The organism is Colwellia sp. BRX8-5 (assembly GCF_014077325.1).
GTDB lineage: Bacteria > Pseudomonadota > Gammaproteobacteria > Enterobacterales > Alteromonadaceae > Colwellia_A.
This window is the reverse complement of sequence record NZ_JACGVR010000018.1, coordinates 37,470-60,702: the sequence shown is the minus strand read 5'-3', so window position 1 is coordinate 60,702 and position 23,233 is coordinate 37,470. Positions and strand designations below refer to the sequence as shown.

Below are 23,233 nucleotides of genomic sequence, written 5' to 3'. Positions count from 1 at the left end.
TATCATCTCCAAGATATCTAACGTAGGGAAATAAAAGGGTTTGGTTCAACAATTGTTAATATTAGCAGAAAAAATGTAGAACAATTATTGAATGATAATTACCAAAAGCTCGAATTAGTTGCAGATAAGTTGTTAGAAATAGTCGTTATTGAGTGAAGATATTAATAAGTTATTTAATAGTTAAATTAACAGCACTTAGATAAAGTAAACCAAAAAATTATTATAAGGGAAATATTCACATGTCGTTGAATGGTTGGCAAAGTCTTTTTGTAGGTAGAGATAACGAAAAACAATTATTAAAAGATGCTTGGGTTAAAGCTAAATCGGGTCAGCCAGGATTTGTCGTTTTAAGAGGAGAGTCGGGGTTTGGTAAAACAACGTTGGTGAAAGAGCTTTATTCATGGTTGAGCCAGAATGAAAATGAAGGCCCTGTTGGATACTGGCCTGATACACTAAAAAACAATAATTACTCTATCAATATTAACCCATCTCCAGAAGATTTTATTAACAATAAGAGTATACCATATTTGTGGTGGGGCATAAGATGGAAGGATGTCGAACGGAATAAGGTTGAAAGTAATACGTGTGCATTAATTGAACAGATAAGCATTTTAGCGGCACATAAAAATGCATTAGAATATAAAAAAAGGGAACATGATAGAGGGTTAAATTCAGGAAAAATAATTGCTCAATTATTAGGAAACCTTTTACCTGTCAATATAGTTGATATAGCTATTAATATTACTGAACAAATAGAGTCATACAAAAATGAAAAGATAGAGCAATTAGAGCAAGAATATACAATAGAAGAGATGCAAAAAAAAATTAATGGAGAAGAAACAGCAAATCTTTTCGCTTTCTTTGTAGAGCTACTAGATGAAAATTATACTAAAGTCCCTTCTATTCCTTTAATCATTATTCTTGACGATGCACAATGGGCAGATGAAGAAAGTTTAAGGGTAATCGATAAGTTATTTGAAATGGCAACAGAGCGGAAATTTAAATTATTGATTGTTGCTACTCATTGGGAAGCTGAGTGGTATAAGCAAGCTAACGCTAATCAGAACAAAAACTTATCTACCATATTTAATCGCCTTAAATTGTTTACCGAGCATCAACAATTATCCAATGTGATGGAAATTATTGATTGTGGAAAAGTTAGAGAATTAGACATTATATTAAAACAAGCACTTCCTGGATTAACCGAAAATCAAAGCAGTATTATTCTTAAAAAAGTGGACGGTAATCCACTCATGATGCAACAAGTTATTTTATATTACTTAGACGAGCCCTATTTTTTTATTTCTGAAAACCCTCGACAACCATTATCATGTGCTGGTGAAGAAGAAATTGGTCATATTCCAACTGAGTTAATTGCTCTATGCAGAAAGAGGTTTAACAAGCTGGATTCTGAATTAAAAGACTTTATCTGTACTGCTAGCTTTTATGGCATGAAATTTCTATCTGAGTTTGTTATTGATACATTTAACGCTCTCAAATTACATAAGAGTATACCGCAAGATCTATTTAAACTCTGTATTAGCCCTCATGTTATTTTTACAAATACGAATCACCATTCAAATGAATTTCAACAGCGAATTTATTTTGAATTAGCAAAAGAGAGGCTCGAAAAGTTTAGCTTACGAGAAGGTAGGCAACAATATACCGATGTAATAGCTAAGGTCTCGCATCGCTGGCTTAAAGGAGAAAAATACAAGGATTATCCTGTATCAGAGCAAAGGTCATTATTTCAATGTTTAATAAATTGTTTTGATAATGAAGGGCCTAAATATTTTTCAGTTTTGGCATACCTTAAAATAAAAATGGCGACATTAGAGCCAAGTAGATATTCAGGTTCTATACCGTTTTGGCTAAAACAGGAGCCAGTACTTGAACAAATTTCTAACGATGATTTTTATTCATCACTTGAAATTTCAACTTTTGAACAATGTCAAATCCAAGCGCTTTTAGTTAGAGGGCTTCAATATGATTCAGCTATATGCTTAGGTGAAAAGATAAGCAAAAATTGCCTAACCATTTTGTCAGATACTCCTGGAGTGTCTTCTTTGTACGCACTGTCTCAAAGGATATTAGGACAAACCTATGAAAAAATGGCTGAGGGATCCCAACAAAAAGAAAATCAGCTTCAAAAGTCACTTAGCTATTTTATGCAGGCTTTAAAAACACGTGCCAATTTAATAGAAAATAACAAAGAAGACTTCGAGTATGTGAGGGAATACTTAAGTCTAAAAAATAAAGTTATCAATATATACATAAAGCTTGAACAATCAGAATTAGCTTTAGAATTGGCTCTAGAATCAGTTGAACTTTTGGACAAAACGATTGGGCTAACTAAGCCAATAAATGAGTTCTCGGTTTATCTGTTAACTCTAGATAAGATAGCCAGAATTTACGGTCATAGACGTGACTTTGATAAAGCATTGGCAACCTATGAAAAGTCACTTGACTTAATTAGTTCAGGGCGAATTAAAATCAATCCAGAATGGTATTGTTTTCATTATGAAAATGCGATTAATAATATAATTAGCACCTTAAATAAATTAGGAGGAATCGAGCGGATTTATGAGTATTTCACTCCTATATTTGAACAAAATCAGGAAGTAATTTCTAAAATCAAAAATGAGTTTTACAAAAATAATGAGCACTTTTCAAAAGTCGTTTTAACGCGAATAGCAATAGCAAAAGCATTAGATAAAATTGATCGAAGAGATAAGCAATGGATGGAAGAAAGGCTTACATTAAATCAACAACTTATTATTGTTCCGCTTGAACAAAGTATGGAAAAGTACGGTGTAAACCTGGCTGTCCTGGCTAGTTTAAGTACGACGCAAGAACGAGTTGCGGATATATTCAACGATATAGATAATACTAATTTATCACTAGAATACTACCGTGCTGCAATTGAGACGAGAAAATTAATCATAGAACATCGAGATCGTGGTATTGATCCCAGCAATGAAAAAATATTAGTAAGGGATAAAGTTGTAGAAGCATTTAGCTATAAAAGTCTATCTCGTTTATGCTCTTATACAGGACAAAGTAAATTATCAGTAGAATATAGTCGCTCAGCTTTAAAACTTACGTTATCCATTTTCAGCGAAGAAAGCGAGCAACTAAATAATATCAAAGCGGCTAAGTTGAACCTTATTTTCGCGTTAATCGATAATAAAGACTTTCAAGAAGCGACCTCTATCTGTGATGAAATAGTAAGTTCAATTGGTATCAATGGCGATTCTGAATCTATTAAAAACCTGAATGATAGGTCTAGAATTCAGGAAAGTGTAGGAGACGCTTATCATAGAGCGGGTGAAAAAGAATATGCATTGAAATATTACCAACGATCTTTTAAAAATGGGCAAAGACGAATAAAAGAATTTCAATCTAAAAATGTGCGTAATGTTGATCGTCTCCCTCATCCTTTTGAGAAATTGAGAATAAAAATAGATGATTTATCCACTGAATTGGCAACTAGCTAAAACGAAGCCTTATAATGATTAATAAGCTTTCTATTAACACTTAAAGGGATATTTTGTGAAAACAACTCAACTAATAGAACAACTTTTCGGCGGTGCAAATGTAGCCTGCCGTGATATGTCGGTTGACTACGGTACTCTAGCTGGAGCAGATACCTTGTTACCCTTTTTATGTCTTCAAATTGAAAAGGTAGGCGCAGGTACAGACGAAGAAAATAAAATCATAAAATGTAGTTACATTAAAACGGAAGAGTCTTTAATGTTTTTACAAGTTGAAAATTTTGAATTGCTCAACGTTGACCGCGCAGGTGCAATAATAAATGATTTTACCGATACAGCATTAGGAAAAAACTTTATAGAACGATTACCTAGTGGCGATTATGACATTACTAATATTGTGGTGCATTTTAGGCAAGAGCTGCAAAATATTGAAGATAATAAATCTATAAGTGCGGATGCGCTTTTTGAACTAATTAGTGAAGTTGTGTTTACGCCTGGGTCAGGTTTTAATTTGGTTAATGATGAAAGTAAATTGAATACGCTAAAGAAAAAAGAAGAGAAAGTGAATGATGAACCAAAAAGTTCGTTTAGAGAAAACGACAAAAAAAGGCTATTAAAAGCCTCTCGTCATAATATTCGAACTGAGTTTCCTAAATCAAATAAGCCGTTTGATCTATCCTCTGTTTTAAGTGAACAAAATTCAGATGTTAAAAAGTTTTTTGAAGAAATAGCCATACTTCAAGCTGCCCTCCATTTAAATAAATTTCCCGAAAAACACATTACTGATCTTAAGGGTAAAGACTTACCTAAAGTAAGTATAGAAATGGTATTCAACGCAACTATTGCTTCTCCGTTCGCACTTAAGTGTTTGGCTGATTACTTTAGTACGTTGCCTTATCAATTAAAGTTTTTACCTAGTACATTACAGGTTAGGTCGATATTAGATACCGTTGTTGATAAGCGCACTTCACAAGCAAATGAACAAGGTTCTAAATCTTGGTATTGCTATGCAATAAAGAAGGCTTCTTTACTTGTTTTTGATGATGATGTTGGTTTATGCCTAAAGCATGCATGTTCAAATGGCCAAATAGATTTAATTAATTTCTTTGATTCTTTATTAAATACCGAACACGCTGCGGTAGTCGGGTTTAACAAAGCTAACAGGGAACCAATACAAACATTACAAGTTGTTAAAGCGAGTAAGGCTTTAAAAGCACAGCTTTTGACCAAAGTAATAGGTCAAGATTCTGCTATTAATAGTTTAGCAAAAGGCTTTTTAGCTTCAACATTAAAGCCTAGCCAAGGTCCTAGGTTAATATATACCTTTGTTGGACCTTCTGGTGTTGGTAAAACGTATTCAGCCTCATTATTTGCTGAGTATTTAAAAGAAAATGAAGGTAGCGATTATATTTTCTCAAGCTATAACATGGAAGGTTACGCTGATGAAAGAGATGCCATGAAATTGTTTGGTAGTGGTAGTCAATATGTAGATTCTGCTTTGGGGCTTTTAACTACGTCAGTACGAAATTATCCACGACAAGTCATTTTATTTGACGAAATAGAAAAAGCTCATAATACAGTGACTACCTCATTACTAACCTTATTAGACTCAGGTGTAGTCAATGACAATACAATACAAGTACCTGTAGATTTCAGCCAATGTATTATTATTTTTACCAGTAATCTCGGGCAAGAAACATTTCTAAAAAATAAAACTGAACAATCTTTGAGTGTATTTGACGTATTAAAAACAGCAAAGAATCCAAATACGGGGGTGGGCTTCTCTCCAGAGCTTGTTAATAGACTGTCTAAAGGTTATCCGGTTATTTTTAATTCTTTAAAAATGAACCATCTTATTCGTTTAGCTGAAAAAGAGGTAGCGTCAACGTTTAACCACAAGGGTATAAGTTTCAATTATTCACCTGAATTTTCGTCCTTTTTATTGCAATCGATTTCACCTGACATCAGTGTTAGACGCTTACAAACATCTATTGCTAAATTTCAAGCTGATGTATTAATTGATGCTATCGAACATATAAAAAGTGATGTAAATAATGTGGCTATTGATGTGAAAATAGCACAAGCACTTCAAGTTAAAAATGAAGAAATAAAAGTATTATTTTTAGATGATGATCATAGAGTAATTAATGCTGAAAAACGTTTCAATTTAGCGTCGTCAAATACTGAGTTTGAAGGTGTAGAGGTTAATCATTGTCATCAGGTAGATGAACTAGAACAGAGCATTATTCTTTTTAAACCTGATGTGGTATTGCTTGATTTAGAACTAATAACGACCGAAGAAAAACTGCAAAGTGCGATAAATCTAATTAATGGCTGCGATAAACAACTTGCCATATTCACGTATATTGTTGATGAACAAACTAAAGTAAGTAATCTGATTGGTTTGAATAACGAAGTACGAGAACACTTTGTTCTAAGTTCGAATAATGCTGCTATACAACAACTAGATCATTTAGTTGAGCGTATACGTTATTATTTGATCACAGAGCGTCAAGTAAGAAAAATAACCCAACGACACCAAGCATTAACCTATTCAATGGAGTTTACTCATACTGATGAAGGTTTAGCACTTACACTAAATAACTTTAACTATGAGCAGATGATCTTTTCTGATGATTTAACTAATAGCGAATTTTTTGATTTCACACTGCCCGATATTTGTTTGAATGATGTAATAGGTTTAGCTCGAGCTAAAAAACGTTTAACCGAAGTGATTGGTTGGATGAAACAGCCTAAAAAACTTGCTTCTATGCAAGTTGAATTACCAACCGGTTTTTTATTTGCTGGTCCTCCAGGAACAGGAAAAACGTTATTAGCAAAAGCACTTGCCGGAGAATGCCAATTACCCTTTTTTAGTGTTAGTGCCGCTGATTTATCAAGTAATCATGTTGGAGGAACAACTGAAAACATTAAAAAACTTTTTAAAACGGCTAGAAAATATGCGCCTGCCATTATTTTTATCGATGAAATTGATGCCATAGGACGTAAACGCACGCATGATAGCCAAGGTGAGAGTAACCTTGTGGTGAATACATTATTGACTGAAATGGATGGATTCAACCAATCAGATGAACCGGTGTTTGTGCTTGCGGCTACAAATTACCCTGAAGTGTTAGATTCTGCTCTTACTCGATCTGGCCGGTTTGATGAAACTATTATTTGTGATTTACCTAATAAAAAGGCACGTAGTCAATTTTTTGAAATGTTTATAAAGAAACATCTATTGCAGTGGGAGATTATTGACGTTGAACCGTTAATAAACCGAACTCAAGGTATGTCATCAGCAGAACTTGAACAAGTTTTACGTGAGAGCTTATATCAAGCATTAAGCGATGAAGAGCCTGCTACGGTCAAACACGTTAATGAGTGCATAACACGTATAAGCTATGGCCTACCATCTGACAAAGTGATCATGAGTGATGAAGAGAAAAAGCGCACGGCATATCATGAAACAGGGCATTTATTAGCTTATAAATTACTCTTTCCAAACTTACCTGTAGATTTCATTACAATTATTCCTAGAGATCAAGCGTTAGGTTTTGTAGCAACTGGCCGACCTGATAAATATAATGGAAATACACGAGTAACGATCGGCTACCACCTTCAAGTGATGTTAGCTGGCCGAGTTGCTGAAAAAATACTTCAGGGGAGTAGTGACTTAGTTAGCACTGGTGCATCTAGTGATATTGAAAAAGCAACAGGTATGGCAATGAGCGCAATATTTGAAGGCGGACTTAGTGATGATATTGGTTCGGTAAATTTGAGTGTACTTACCAAGTTTGAAGAAAGTAATTTATTGCACACAGCGCAAGAGAATGTGCGAAAGTGGATAGCAGACAGTGAACAAGAAGTAGAAAATTTACTTCAAGAGAATGTTGAGTTGTTTACTTATTTTGCTAACGCCTTATTACAAAAAGAATCGATGCACAAAGAAGAAATAAATGATGTTATTGATAGCTTTTGGCAACTAAAAAATGTCCAATCCTGCTAATATATATTAGTGGTAATATCAATGTTAAATAAATGTTATGCAAAAGGTTAACAATCATTTTGAGTACTATTAACTGCATAAACTGATGTTAATTACGTACCTTTGAATATCCATGTAAAAACGTTATTTTATACGACTAAGTGTATTTGTTGTTGGGTTAAATTAATGTGTGCGAATAGAACATTTTCTAAAAAATATAATGAGTATTTTGAAACGTCATTTCTCGTCGAAGTTTTCGATAAATACCTTCAGTACTGTGAAAAACATTGTTTTTCCCCACAGTATTTAGCGTATGAGTTCGAGCAACTATTATGTCATGAAATTCCTGATGGGTTCGTAACTCAATTACTTTACCATGCCAAGCTTGAAGGTATGGATTCGAAAGTCCATATTGTCGATGTGCCTTAGTTGTTATAACTTTGGAAGTAACTGTTTAATATGTCATAGAAGCTTTTTCTGAAATTTGAGAACCCGAATTAGATTGTTTATATTGAGGTATTCATATGTCACAGATTCAAAATATCGGAAGAAGACTTAAGGAGAACGCCACACTACAAAAATTTATATATAGTTATTTGGAAAACAAAAAATTATGCTGGTTTGTCATTATTATATTAGTTGTTAGAACATTCTTTGTTAGTTATTACCATATTCCAACATCTTCTATGAACCCAAGTTTAATGGAGGGTGATATTGTCCTTGTAAACAAGTTGGCTTATAACGTAAAAATTCCATTTACTGATGTATCCTTCAAGTTAGGGTCTCCTAAGCGTGGAGATGTTGTTACATTTGACATAAATGGGATTAACATGGCAAAAAGAATTGTTGCTGTGGGAGGTGATACGATTCAATTTATTGACAATAGACTTTATGTTAACAAGAAGGTTTTGTCTTTAAAAAGATCTTTTAACAAATTGGTCAATGGCAAGAGATTTGAAAGACAAAAAAAATATCAATACCTTAATTTTAGTGAGACAAATGATTATAATTATTCTTATGATATTGTTTATGCAACAGGATTTACTAAAGAGCATTTAAGTAGGTTAATCACAAATACAAAGCCATTTACTATTCCTAAGCATAAATATTTTGCTTTAGGTGATAATCGAAATTTAAGTAAAGATAGTAGGTATCTCGGAACAGTACATGAGAAGGATGTTATTTCAAAAATCGAGTATGTTTTCTTTAATTACACTTCTGTTTGGAATTATTTCTTTGGAGATGTCACATCATTGAGATTTTTTGAAGTAATCTAATGTAAAGGTCTACTTGCTATGAAGTCAGGTCCAGAATATCTAACGAATATATGCAGAATAATGACGGTAAATATAACGTTCCCGGTGCGAGCAATGAAATAACCTCGAATGATGTGGTTTAGTTTACCAATTTACTAATTATGCGTCAGAAAATCGATAGACGAGGCATATTCTCTTGAAAGAATGCATGATGAAATAAGTTTGAGTCAGTTAAGTCAAACAGAGTAGAGAAGCTATTTAAAATGCAGTTTTTAGTTGAAATTCATTTTGTCACTAGAATTACCCAATAAGCAAAAAATATTTAGATTGTGGTTAGCTGTAAAATCCGACAGAAAATTATCTTTTACGTGTGTGTGGGGGGAATGTGATGGATTTTTAAGTTATTGTTACGGAGGTTTTCAATCATAATATTACTAATAATATTAGTTGCTGATTGCTTAACATAGTTATTTTCAGATGAAAGTATATAATCGAGAGCTTATAATGATTGAAATAATTACATTATCTTTTTTTATCTTTCTTGTTTTAAATTTCATAGTCGGGATTTTTAAAGAATTGCCTATTATATCTAAAAATTCAGAAGGAATTAGTTATACAATCTACACAATATACTTCATCTTTCTTTTTGGACTATTTGTGTATCACGCCTTTAAAGATGTCAATCTATGGTAATTTAAAACCTCGCTGTTATGCCACCCTATAGTCTTAGCTGAACTTTGTTGCTGGTTTCGCTAACTTTAATCATGGTTAATTTGAATCGGTCTTTTATTTCATATATGTAAATATTCTCCAAAGCTGTTAAGTGTAAGTTTAAAAGCACATCCCATACTTAACATGAAATTGACATTTTAAAACATAAGCGGCACAATCATACTATTGAAAAATAAAGTAATTTTAATAAGGATGTTAAATGGAAAAGCGTTTCGAGTCTTTGCTTTGGAGTAGCCGATTACTTCTACTTTTTGGTGTTATTTGTTGTGTGATCACAGCGGCAACTTTAATATTATTGGGTTGTGTTGAGGTCTTTCATTTATTACAAGGAATGTTCTCTTACCTAATTACTTTTAGTTCAGATGTTTCTCGAGATAACCTAGTACTTATGGTGATCGAGATCCTTGATACCTTCTTACTTTCTTCTATCCTATTTATCTTTTCCTTTGGCTTGTATGAACTATTTATTAGCCCAATTGAAGACTCTAAACAGCATCAATCAAAAGCCTTTCAAATTAGCAGTATTGACGAATTAAAAGCAAAGCTAGGTAAAGTAATCGTGATGCTGTTAGTCATAAAACTATTTTCGTATCTTGTTGAAATTAAGCCTCAAAATATTGTTGAAATTTTATATATGGCCATCATAGTTCTGCTTGTATCCGTTAGCCTTTGGCTTGGGCATGCAAAAAAATAACGGCCTTGATTAAATGAGCCTTAGCTAAGTACTTCCTAAATTTAAGATAATCATAATGAATCTGAACAAATTGCTTAACACTTTTTTTGAATATCGCACGGTACAATGCTCTGAAATGCCAATGGATGATTCTATGTTAGAGCAATCTGATGTGGTTTTACCTTTGGTTTTACTTTATATCCAGTTAGCAATCAAAAATACCAAGCTTGAAGATAAAGTACTTAAATGTAAATTGGTTAAACAAACAGAGTCGTTGTGTTATTTGGCCGCAGAAAATATTGAATTTATCGATGAATATATTGCGCTAAATATTATTGAAGAATTGGGAGGTTATAATGCAATTGAGCAGATTGAAGATAACCGTCCCTGTTTTGTAGAGATAGAGTCTTTAGTAACAATGTTTCGTAAGTATTTGCAAAATATACCAGAAAGACAAAGTTTAGACGATAATGCAGAGTTTTATCAGCATTATTCCCAAGTTTTCAAGCTGGAGTTAGATGAAGACTTTATCGAAACACAAATAGAGATAGCAGAAAGTTATTGGTATGAGGATAAACTATCAGTAAATAGCGCCATAGAAGATGGTGAAGCTCGTAAACTACCGTTTGAGCTGAAAGAGCAGTATGTACGGCTAAAATCACCTACTCAGCATTTTTTTGACGAACTCTCGGTTTTAGCATGCTCAGTCTACCTATCTGCACATCCATCAATCGAAGTACAAAATATTAAGGTAACAGAAATGCCAGAAATTGACTGTAGTCTGGTCCTTTCTGCACTTATCGGAACCCCAAGCTTTTTGACAGCATTGGCAAGCCAATTTCAGTGTCAACCAAGTCAAGTGTTAATGCCTGACGATGTCTACCATGCACGTAAAAACCTAAAGCATAAGGCTGTTACCCGAAGTTTTTCGGTAAACAATGAAACGACTAAAAACTGGTATCAAATAACAAAAAGCTTTGCAGCTAAACTCGTACTTAATGAAAACGTAAAGTCTTGCTGTGATTCTGCTTTTATTGATAACGAGTTCAATGTCTCATTATTTATTAAAGCATTATTAAAAATCAAACATCAGAGTATTACGAAGCTTAGCGTGTTAAATCAATGTGGAAATCGTATTGGCAAAGCGATAAAAGTTGAACAAAAGCTGAAGCGAGACTTAAACAAACAAGTTATCGGCCAGCGAAAGGCTATTGAAAGTTTAACTAATGGATACCTAACCTCTAATATTGGTTTAAGTGAAGGACCAAGGTTGATATTTACCTTCGCAGGGCCATCAGGTGTAGGTAAAACTTATCTCTCTTCTATTTTTTGTGATTTGCTAAATAAATATGAACAATCAGGCTATGCTTTTACTACCTTTAATATGGAGCAGTATGCAGACAAACAAGATGCGATGAAATTGTTTGGTAGCGGTTTACAATACAATGAGGCTAACCTAGGCGTTTTAACAAGTGCTGTAAGATCACAACCAAGGCAGATCTTACTGTTTGATGAAATAGAAAAAGCCCATCCCAATGTCACTCAATCACTACTCAGTATTTTGGATAAAGGCATAGCTCAAGACCAAACCAGTCAAGAATTTATCAGTTTTGACCAGTGCATTGTTATTTTTACTACAAACCTTGGTCAGGAAGTACTAGCCAATAATCATCAAAAACATCAACTGAATATTTTTGATGTATTACGTCATGCAGAAAATCCGGCAACTAAAACTAAGCTCTCGGTTGAATTCATTAATCGGCTAGCCAAAGGTTATTCAGTTGCATTCACTCCTTTACAGATAAACCACTTTGTTTATTTAGCAGAAAAAGAACTCAACAAACGCAATGATCACCAAGAGATGCTTGATTTTACCTGGCCAGAATACTTTGCCTCATTTTTGTTGCAATCTTTGGCTCCTGAAATAACGGCAAGACAATTAAGCAATTGCTTGGCCAAGCTCAAGGCTGAGATTTTAGTGAAAGCAAGTAGCCTAATTACTGAAGATATGTCGCCAATATCTTGCGTTATCAGCGTAAATGAAAATACGCCTGATCTTGACGTAAAACAATTACTGCTATTCGACAATGATTCCAGACTTAAATCCCAGTTAGCACAGTCTGAACTTGCTCTCTCAGCTAACATTATTGATAATTTCGAAGATATTAGAACCATGCTGGAACAACATCGACCTGATGCCTTTTTAGTTGATATAGAATCGGTTGCCAATGGCCAATTGTCTTTAAATGAAGTCACTGATCACGTTAATCTCATTAACAGTCGTTTACCAATATTTAGTTACCGCGTGGCAGATACACAAGCAGACAGCCTTGAAGAACAAACACTGATTCATAATGTAAGAGAGCATTTTGAATTAGATTTATCCACTTTTGAACAGTCGTTTCCTGCCATGCTTAAACGCATTAACTATTATCTGACCATGGAAAAAACCTTATTACGAATGACAACGCGTAATGAGCAACTACAATATCAATGTCGAGTTAAACGCAATAATAAGGTGCTTGATGTTTCGTTTACCAACCTTTCTTGTCGTCAGGTTATACAATCTAAAGATTTGCAAGAAACTAGTTTGTTTAATCATAGCCTGCCTGATAATTCACTTGATGATGTTATCGGCTTAGAAAGAGCAAAACGTCGTCTTAGTGAGGTCGTTAGCTGGTTAAAGGCTCCTGAAAAGTTACTGAATTTTGGTGTAAAAATACCCACAGGCTTTTTATTTGCTGGCCCTCCCGGAACGGGGAAAACCTTGCTAGCAAAAGCGGTTGCAGGGGAGTGTGAATTGCCCTTTTTTAGTGTTGCGGCGTCGGAGCTTTCATCACCTTATAGCGGAGGAACCACAGAGAACATCAAAGAGCTATTCAATACCGCGAGAAAATATGCGCCTTCTATTGTTTTTATTGATGAAATAGACGCCATTGCCACGCAACGAACGAATAACTCCGATAGTAGTTCTCGAGATAAAAACTTAACGGTAAATGCTTTACTCACAGAGATGGATGGTTTTTCGACTGCTGAAGCCCCTGTATTTGTTATGGCTGCCACTAATCATCCGCAGTTGCTTGATAGCGCAATTACTCGGCCTGGTCGGTTTGATGAAACCATTTATTGTGACTTACCCAATAAAAATGCCCGACTGATCTTTTTTAAACGCTTTGCCTGTAAACATAAACTGAACTGGCAAGAGGAAGATCTTCAACAATTAGTTTCTTCAGCTCAAGGCATGTCATCAGCAGAAATAGATCAAGTATTGCGTGAATCTATTTATCAAGCCGTAGGCGATAACAAACAATTAACCACAGAGTATATTAAACAAACCATGATCCGTATTGTTTACGGGGCACCGTCTGAACATATATTACTTGGTGAAGAAGAAAAGCGTCGCACCGCCTATCACGAAGCGGGTCATTTATTAGTTAATAAGATATTGTTTCCTAAACAACGTATTGATTTTGTCACCATAGAGCCAAGAAATCAGTCATTGGGCTTTGTTGCTACCCGTGCGGCTGAAGAGTATGAAAGCTATTCAAAACGACGGGTAATGAATCAATTACAAGTATTACTCGCGGGCAGGGTAGCAGAAAAACTTTGTACCCAAGATAGCGATGAAGTCAGTACCGGAGCGTCTAACGACATAGAAAAAGCGACTCAGCTTGCCATGCATGCTATTTATGAAGGGGGTATTGAAGCATCTGTTGGGCCCGTTAATGTTGCTATGTTAACCAAGTTTGAAGAAAGTGATTTGTTGTCTAATGCACAACTTGCAGTTAAACAATGGCTTGAACAGGCTGAACAGCAAGTAGAAAAGTTACTAACAGAGCATTATCAGCAGCTAACGTTAGTTGCTGAAACCCTGTTAGATAAAGAGTCATTGTTAGGCGATGAAATTGATCTTCTTTTTGATAATTAGATATTTGGAAAATATTGGATATGTGTTTTTAGGAATACAAATTAAGGAATATAAATATTGCTAACCAAGGCTACTCAAGGGATTAAGCAAAACGTGGGTGATAATGATTTACAAGATTTTTTTGCCATTAGTTTTTATTGGAAAAAATATTTTAATGTTTAGACGGTTTTTCAAACCGTTATTAAATTAACACCTGAATCGATTACCCATGAGTTTATTTATCTCAAGGATAATTACTAAATACTTTTATAGATTGATGTAGATGGAGATATTCACATGAAAGGACATGATAGATGACATTTATTTTTAAAGTTTTGTTTTTTGATATTATTTTAGGCTGGGGAAGTCTCTTTATATTTTGGTCCGCAGCAATATATTTTTGTTTTTGCGGAACAAAATCTTTAGCTAATATTACTAAGGAAAAAACTAGAGCTCTGAGTCACTTTTTAATAGGCTTGCCGTTTTTTTTAGTATTCTATTTCATCATTAAAATTAACGGTGTGCCTGAATACATGGTCTATGATCACGTTAAGCCCTTAAAATCTGAATATGGCATCGTTTATCCTGCGGTACAACTCCACCCATTATTACAATTTAGTCGATTTGAGCAAGAAGGAATCATTACTGCTGATTTAAGTAAGTTTGTAGGGAATGTTAAATTATTTAATGCTTTTAAGGTTCAGAGAATTCAGAATTATTCTTCAATTAATGGTTATGTGTCTTATGTTAATGAGGCAACATTATTTGGCTTATTTATCTTGTGGTATTTGTTTGTAAACAGACTCCATAACTCTATTTCCACCACTAGTTTATATCGGCATGCAATTGAAAAACCTAAGGTTTGTCATTATAAAGACTATCTTGATGCTTCGCAGTCAGTACGAATGTTTCAACCATTTAAGCGTAAGAAAGCTAGGAAAGCGTTAGCTGAAATTTCTAATATCTATAATAAACAATTGGTCTCGTATCTGGGGTTGCTCAACCATAAAAATCCTCATTCAATATATGATTCACTTATTGAACAATTAAGTCGTTGCACGGTGCACTCTCCAACGCTTAATGTAGATGTTATCTTTGAACAAATGCCATCTAAGCAAGAAATAAAACTTATTGATGATGTCATGGATTATGGTTCAGACAAAACGTTGCCAACTAGTAAACAGTTGTCTGATGGATTTTCTAGTATTTTAACCACCACACTTAATAATTTTTTATCTGAAGATTACATTGTCTCATCCTCGTCACTAACGGATACAGATATCCAGATAAAGCTACCTTTTAGAGTCATTTTTCAACAAAACCCACTTATATATCTTCTAGAGGAAGTAGACAAAAAATTCACATGGATTGCTTTTGCTTCAATAATAAGTGCCCAAGGAAACAGCTTCCAATTTGATGGCTACTTTGAGAATAAACCAAAGCACACTGGTAAATTTGGTGTAGATAAATGGAAAGATGTTGCTACGATTTTTATGTCCAAAACATTAGTTGAAAAATTCCTTCAGGGAAATGCAAATAATCAAACAGCTTTTATTACCAAGAGTAAAGAAAAAATTGCAACAGAGTTAGCTGCATTAGCACAACAAAAAAACAACCTGTTCGATGATGTTTATAAAGAAACCTTAAGTGCGGCGAAAGGAGAAATGGTTGATCAAGCTATTGCTATTGCAATTAAACAAAATAGTGACTGCTTTGATTTGATATTTGCCAAAACTTATGATCTTACGATTACTAATTTAGATGGCGTATTTGCTGACTTGTTAAGTTCTGGCTTATTTAGTTTAGCTGACAGCTTAGAAGGAGAAGGTTAGGTATGCTTAGATTATGTATTTTTTTCTTACTTGCTAGTTATTCCATTTATGCCCACACAGGATCAGTAAAGAAACTTATCAAAGAGCAAGTAGTGTCTCAACCTTTAGAATACACCTTTAAAAAAGTATTTGGTTTTATAAATATCAATTACTTTATGACCCTTAAGCAAACAAATAGAGTTCATAGTGCGACTAGAGGTAAGGGGATAAAAGTAAAGATAAAAAACTTTCAGACGAACGCTAAGTTTTCTGTGGTACCGATAAATGCTATTGGGGTGCAGAAAAGTTTATTTGAATCAAATCTACTATTTCCAGGTTCTTATAAACTCATAGCGAAAAAGGGAACTAAACTTGGTAAGTTGAATGTTTCAAAAAATATAATGATAGATTATTATCAATTAATCAAAGCTACGGGGGTAAAGAGTGATTTGAATTTTGGGCGGTTAGAAGTTAACTTAAAACCTACGAAAGCTAAGGTTAAAATTGATAACTATGATATTCCTTACAATAGTGGCATGCAACTTCCCGTAGGTGATTACCGCATTTCTATTTCAGAAGCTGGGTATAATGCATCTACTAAAAAAGTTAGTATTTCAAAAAATAAAATAACTAAAATAAATGTAAGTTTGAAAGCACTTTCATCTAAACCTAAAGCCAAACCGTTAGTTTTAGTTAGTAAGCTACCTATCGTTGTTGCTAAACCACAAAATGAACGTAAAGAAAAACCTATAAAAATTCAGGATAAGGTTCATGTCAATGATTCAGTTGAACGAATCACTGTAGTAGGTCGTTTAGTACCCCGAGATATATTATTTCACTTTGAATTAAATAATAAACTGAGAGACCGAGTTACTCTGGTTATCGATAATGAGCAAATAGAACCGATAAAAATACGTAAGAAAACCAGAAATAAAACATTTGTATTAGAAGCTGAGATTTTACCTGGGAAGTATCGTGCTAAATTATATACTAAGAAGCACGGAGATTTTGATTTGGGTGAAGTTGAAATTAAAAATCAATCGATAAATAATTTGAATTACTTTTTAACCTTGCATTAAGTCAGCGACACTTTTATTTAGATGCCGGTTTATATTGGTTAAGGTTTTTGATGTATCTCATCCGATTAACTGGGTTTAAATCTTTATATTACAATGCAAGTAATATGAAATAGAACAATTTGGCTGACAGAGTTTAATGAACGTCAAATAAATGCGGAAAGCTAACTTATGACAAGTTACCCAAATACTATTAACTTTCAAAATTTTCACTTTATGGAGCAACTCCGTAAGGTCGAACTTTGTGTTTTTGATTTATACCCAGAGCAAGACGACTCCTTAGTAGATTGGCCATTTGAAGATAAAGTAGATTTTTATATTCAGGCTTATGCGCTCAATGCGTTGGAATGCTTACTCAATAAAAATCTAACATTTGACCAGTTTAAAGCCGCTTTTGAAAATAACATTGTGGCACAAAGCAAAGGTACTGGTGAAGAGTTTTTTTATAAAGATGTACGCTTATTCTCAAAAAAAATCAGCATGGATGATAATGCTGACATGTATTACAAGTTAGTTATTTAGTCAAAGTAGTAGAAATATACAACTAATATAAAGCAACAAATCAAGGAAGAATATGACAACTTTTTATAACGATTACATCAGTGACTTACAAGGCTCTCTTACCACTCCGCTACTTATTGAAGTTCAGAATAAACATATAGATCAACTCAAAAAAGATATTCCTGATTTTTCAGAAATAGCTGCTTATGAAAATGCATACAATGCTGAGTTATATGATGTCCCAATGACCAATGTCATCACTATTAATGCGCAAGCGGGTAAAGAAGCTCAGATATTTAGTGAAATATATCACCTTATTGGAAAGGAACTTAGGAATAAACTTTTAATAGACAGTGCATTGAAATTTTCTATTTTTTTTACTGCCCAAGGAATCGGCGATATCATTGGTGGAGCCTTAGACGGAAAGGTGTCTGAATCGCTGAAAGAGATTCTTCATTGGTGTAAAGAAAGCTTAGGTGAGAATCTTTTTACTGACAAAGCAAAAGAATATGTTGTTGAAAAACCGGCGAAAACTATAGCCGATAAAATAGAAGATGTTGCAGTTTTTGGCGCGAATAAAGCGAATAGTAAACAGAAACTTGGGCGCAAGCTTCATCTTAATGACAGTGCACAAGCAAGTTTGAAAGGCTTAGCAGTCCAAATGAGTGGAAACCAAACACCGCATCAAGCAATGCAATTTCTCCTAGATTTGTTAAATGTTTTAGGGAAGGATGCGCCTAAATTGATTGTTATTAACAATCCATTTAATTTAGACGCAGCTTCACTTTCTTTGCTTTCTTTATACTTTTCACATGCTAAAGACCTAAAACAAAAAGTTAGTCACACAGAGGAAGATAAAATAACCACATTACACCCAGGGGTGTCCGTGTTGTTTAATTATACTGAGCAGCAACCGTTTGATACGCCAACGGATGATAATGTAGATATTCAGAAAAAACTAACTCGTTTACGCCACATGGTGCAACGTTACGGCATGCTAGAAAAAGTAGGGGCAAGTATCCCTATTCCTGCCGTTCGTGCTAGTAGCTTTGTTGGTCGAAGTGATGAACTGGACAAGTTATCAAAAGAGCATTATGAATTTATTGAACAGTGTCAACAAGGTGAAAACCAGTCCCAAAAAAGTCAATTGACATTAATTAAGGGAGAACCGGGTACCGGCAAAACAGCACTAGTGAAAAAACATTTAGATAAGTTATATACTGGCTCGGATAAATTAGCCAGCAGTCAAGTTAGGTTAAAACTCTTAAACCAAACAGGCCACAGCTCAGAAGTCACTGGACTCGCCTCTTTACAGGATGCAATACAAGCAGAGTTGGTTCGGCTTACTCAGCTTTATCAAATAAAAAAGTTAAATATTGTTGAACGGCAAATTAACGACAAAAGAATAGAGTGGGAAAAGGCTGAAGCTCAGTTTGGACAAATAAATGTAAAAACTGGCTCATATAAAGAGCAATATGAAGCTTTAAAAGCAAATAAAACTAAAGTTATTAAAAGCATCGAAAAGTCAGCTAAATTTATCTTAGGCTTCTCAGGCTTTGGCTCTGCATATGACGGAGCTAAATCATTGTTGGATGGCTCTAGAATCAATCAGCATAAAAACCAAATTATTGACGCGCAAAAGAACCAAAACAACCAATATGCAAAACAAGAGCAATTCGACTTACTAACTCTAGCGATAAAAGAGCTTCAAACCGTATCAAAGTTCATCGATAAACAGGCTGTAAAATTGCCACTCTTATTATTTGTTGATGACTTTCAGTGGATAGATGAGTTGGCGGCTGAATTTATATTAGCCCACCTATTGCCTGCTTTCCCAACAGAATTATTGTTTACTGCTCGTGGATCAGACAGTGAAACCAGTTATAAACTGGCAAAAGAAGGTCAAAAACATTCGCCTTATAAATTAGCGCTGTTTGATGCCGCAAAGCTTTCAACCATTAATATAAATAGTAAAACACTACCAAACACTCTAGTCGAAAATAAACTGATTATGGTTCAACCGGAAATTGTAATTAAAGGCATGGGTCATAAAACACTGTCTGATTTAATAAAACAGACCTATAAAAAGTCGAGTGAAGCGCAAATTGATACCATTGCTAGTGCGGTAATAAAGGCATTAAGCACAGCAGACATTAACGAAACAACTCAGGTTGTTACATTATTTGCTATTGAAACACTTAACTTAATAAGTGATCCTGCTTTTTATCAAAAAAACAAACTGCTTACCCCGTTAATAATACAACCTAAAAAAGGTGTGTATGAAATTAACGGTTTAGCAAAGCAAGTGTTAATCAATACAGTAGAAAATATTTTTACGCTATTACGAGATGCGCATACGCAAGCGTATACTCACGACAGTTTACAAGGTAACAGCAGCAATCATTTTACTTTGTCTTCCTACGCCGTAATGGAAGAGCGTTTATTTATCATTGGTCAATATTTTAACGAATACAGCGATGCAGCCATCTTTAGCTTGCAATTGTCAGCACTTATAGGTACGCCGTTTGACAGTGACCTTGTGCGTGAATTAATAAGTGGCTTAACTAATATCAATGAAGAAAAACATCCTGGATTAACACCTATAAAAGAGTTATTGAAAAATAATTCTCAACAAGCACTTTCGCCAGAGCACTTAGAAGTATTAGAAGAGGTGTTTGCAATACTTAAGCGCTTACAAGGAGGGGATACTAAGTACCAATACCATCATGGTTTATTTGCTGTGTTTTTACGTCAACAGGTTAAATATCGTTTAAATGAGTTGTTTAATTATCAAAAAAATACGTATGCGGTAAATAAATTTATTTCCTATTGTCAAAAAACATTAGCAAGTAAACTTAAGAAGCTGAATGATGCAGAGCAACTGTCATCTGAGATGTTTGAGGGTAAATTATACCATTTAAACTCTCTTTTTTTGTTGCATACTTTGGCTTTTGAGATAGATGAAGATCGCTGGGCCGAAGATTACATTAGCAGCATAAATATCCTTGCTAGATCTTATCATAGCGTAGGTCGATTGAATGAGGCGATAACTCTGGGAGAAGAGTCTCGTGATATTGTCAAGGAGCTATATGCTGAGCAACCAAGTAGCTGGGCAGAAAATTACATTAGCAGCATAAACATACTTGCTAGATCTTATCATAGCGTAGGTCGATTGAATGAGGCGATAACTCTGGGAGAAGAGTCTCGTGATATTGTAAAGGAGCTATATGCTGAGCAACCAAGTCGCTGGGCAGAAAGTTACACTATCAACCTTAATAACCTAGCCTCCTTCTACAGTAGAATTGGTCGAGTGACTGAGACGAGAGTGCTGTTAAAAGAAGTGCGTGATATTGTCAAGATGCTCTATGCTGAGCAGCCAAGTAGATGGGCAGAAACATACACAACCAATCTGAATAACTTAGCCTCTTTCTACAGTAGCGTTGGTCGAGCAACTGAGGCGATAGTGCTGTTAGATGAGTCACGTGATATTCTAAAGAAGCTCTATATCGAGAAGCCAAGCTGTTGGGCAGAAAGTTATACCACTAATCTTAGTAATCTAGGCGCTTCATACCAAAGTACTGGCCAAGTGGTTGAGGCGATAACGCTCTTAGATGAATCGCGTGTTATTTTAAAGGAGTTCTATGCCGAGCAGCCAAGTCGCTGGACTGATAGTTACACGAACTGTCTCAGCAACCTAGCCAGTTCTTACCAAAGTTTTGGCCAAGTGAATGAGGCAATAGCACTCTTAGAAGAATCGCGTGATATTCTAAAAGTCCCTTATATTGAGCAGCCAAGTCGCTGGGCAGAAAGTTACACCAGCAGCCTTAATAACCTAGCAGTGAGTTATCAAAAAGTAGACAGAGTGGACGAGGCGTTAGTGCTGGGAGAAGAATCGCGCGACACTATAAAACCACTCTATATCCAGCAGCCAAACCTTTGGACTGAAAGTTATATCAATAGTCTCGGAACGTTAGTCTATTTCTACAAAAAGGTTAATCGAGTAGCTGATGGAATAGTGCTGGAAGAAGAATCGCGTGATATTGTCAAGGAGCTCTATGCTGAGCAACCAAGTCGCTGGGCAGAAAAATACACTACCAACCTCAATAACTTAGCCTACTCCTACTATCGCGTTGGACGAGAAGATGAGGCGATAGCACTGGAAGAAAAATCGCGTGATATTGTCAAGGAGCTCTATGCTGAGCAGCCAAGTCGCTGGACAGAAAAATACACAACCAACCTGAATAACTTAGCCTCATCCTACTGTCGTGTTGGTCTAGAGGGGGAGGCGATAGCGCTGTTAGATGAATCGCGTGATATTCTAAAAGAGCTCTATGACGACCAACCAAGTCGCTGGGCCGAAAGTTACACAGCTAGCCTTAGTAACCTAGCTGTTTCTTACCAAAGTCTTGATCAAATGATTGAGGCGATAGCACTGTTAGAAAAATCACGCGATATTGTCAAGGAACTCTATGTTGAGCAGTCCAGTCACTGGGCAGAAAGTTACGTCATCAAGCTCAATAACCTAGCCGCTTGTTACCAAAATGTTGGTCGAGAGGGGGAGGCGATAGAGCTATTAGAGGAAGTGCGCAATATTGTAAAGGTGCGCTATGCTGAACAGCCAACTTGTTGGGCAGAACGATACACTACTAATATTAATAACCTTGCCATCTTCTACAAGAGCGTTGGCAGAGTAGATGAGGCGATAGCACTGGAAGAAGAATTGCGTGATATTCTGAAAGTGTGCTATCCGAAACAGCCAAGTAGTTGGGCAGAAAGTTATACTACCAACCTAAATACTCTAATAGCCTTCTACAAAAGTGTTAACCGAGTGGATGAGGCGTTAGGGCTGGAAGAAGAGTTGCGCGATCCATTAAAGGTGCTCTACGCCAAGGATCCAAGTCGCTGGGCCGAAAACTATACTAGTTGCCTCATTAGTCTAGCAGCCAGCTACAGCAGTATTGGCCGAGTAGATGAAGTGATAGTACGCTTAGGAGAAGCGCGAGATGTTAAAAAAGTACGTTATGCTGCACAACCAAGTCGATGGGCAGAAGATTACTCCAGCCTCCTAAATCCCCTTGTATTCTCTTACAAAAAACTTGGACGAGTGGCAGAGGCTATAACAGTGGAAGAAGAATTGCGTGATATTCAAAAGGTGCGCTATGCCGAGCAGCCAAGTCGATGGGTAGAAGATTATACGCGCAGCTTAGGAAACTTAGCGGTTAGTTATAAATCGATTGGCCGCACCTTAGAGGCGATAACCCTTGAAGAGGCAACGTTAACGATAAGAGAGAAGCTTTATCAAGAAAACAATGTTCGCTGGGCGGAGCATTACACGCGCAGCCTAAACAACTTAGCTGATAGTTATGACGACAATAATCAAAATGAAAAAGCATTTGCTTGTTACAAAAAACTAATTACTTTAGTTAAAGATAAAAGTAACGGTGATTTCAGTAAATACAGTATTAACTTATTGCGAATATTGAATCGGTTAAAAGAGTATGAAGCTTTTGATGAGCTAGCGCTAAAACATCAATCGGAATTAATGCAAAACACTCTCGAAACTTGGATACCACATAATCAAACTTGGTTATTAGGCGTTTGGGGAAACTCTTATCATGAACGCGGATTAACTCATCAAGCTAAAGAGAAAATCAGTCAGATGAATTTACTTATTCAAGAACATAATTTGGAAGGTTTTGAAGCATTTGATGAACTAATCCAGCAGTATGTTTTGAGCTAACGACGCGCTAAGATACGCAGGTTTTAATAATCTATAAACCAGCGTATCGGCT

10 protein-coding genes are annotated in these 23,233 nt (G+C 35.2%); all 10 read left to right on the top strand.

Annotated elements, in window-relative coordinates:
• Positions 1-239: 239 nt before the first annotated feature.
• The 10 genes from H4J62_RS12840 to H4J62_RS12795 all read left to right on the top strand — a co-directional run bounded on the left by H4J62_RS12840 (position 240) and on the right by H4J62_RS12795 (position 23,181).
• Positions 240-3,497, top strand: coding sequence for a tetratricopeptide repeat protein (locus H4J62_RS12840; RefSeq protein ID WP_182231340.1), 3,258 nt, complete (start codon positions 240-242; stop codon positions 3,495-3,497).
• 55 nt (positions 3,498-3,552) lie between these two features.
• Positions 3,553-7,506 (top strand): AAA family ATPase, encoded by a 3,954-nt coding sequence (locus tag H4J62_RS12835; RefSeq protein ID WP_182216561.1) that lies wholly within the window; start codon positions 3,553-3,555, stop codon positions 7,504-7,506.
• A gap of 165 nt (positions 7,507-7,671) precedes the next feature.
• Positions 7,672-7,914: a hypothetical protein gene (locus tag H4J62_RS12830; RefSeq protein WP_182216563.1), complete on the top strand. Its 243-nt coding sequence runs from the start codon at positions 7,672-7,674 to the stop codon at positions 7,912-7,914.
• Between the two features lie 95 nt (positions 7,915-8,009).
• Entirely contained in the window at positions 8,010-8,762 is a 753-nt protein-coding gene (gene lepB, locus H4J62_RS12825; protein ID WP_182216565.1) for a signal peptidase I, read from the top strand.
• A 910-nt stretch (positions 8,763-9,672) separates the two neighbouring features.
• Entirely contained in the window at positions 9,673-10,167 is a 495-nt protein-coding gene (locus H4J62_RS12820) for a YqhA family protein (RefSeq protein WP_182216567.1), read from the top strand.
• 55 nt (positions 10,168-10,222) lie between these two features.
• The gene (locus H4J62_RS12815; protein WP_182216569.1) at positions 10,223-14,074 is read left to right on the top strand and encodes an AAA family ATPase; all 3,852 of its coding nucleotides are present in this window, start codon (positions 10,223-10,225) and stop codon (positions 14,072-14,074) included.
• 293 nt (positions 14,075-14,367) lie between these two features.
• The gene (locus tag H4J62_RS12810) at positions 14,368-15,885 is read left to right on the top strand and encodes a hypothetical protein (RefSeq protein WP_182216570.1); all 1,518 of its coding nucleotides are present in this window, start codon (positions 14,368-14,370) and stop codon (positions 15,883-15,885) included.
• A 2-nt stretch (positions 15,886-15,887) separates the two neighbouring features.
• Positions 15,888-16,943 (top strand): PEGA domain-containing protein, encoded by a 1,056-nt coding sequence (locus tag H4J62_RS12805; protein ID WP_182216572.1) that lies wholly within the window; start codon positions 15,888-15,890, stop codon positions 16,941-16,943.
• Between the two features lie 168 nt (positions 16,944-17,111).
• Positions 17,112-17,462 carry a hypothetical protein gene (locus H4J62_RS12800; protein ID WP_182216574.1) on the top strand — a complete coding sequence of 117 codons (351 nt, stop codon included), beginning with the start codon at positions 17,112-17,114 and terminating at the stop codon, positions 17,460-17,462.
• Positions 17,463-17,514: 52 nt separating this feature from the next.
• A complete protein-coding gene (locus tag H4J62_RS12795; protein ID WP_182216575.1) occupies positions 17,515-23,181 on the top strand; it encodes a tetratricopeptide repeat protein in 5,667 nt (1,888 codons plus the stop codon).
• Positions 23,182-23,233: the final 52 nt, after the last annotated feature.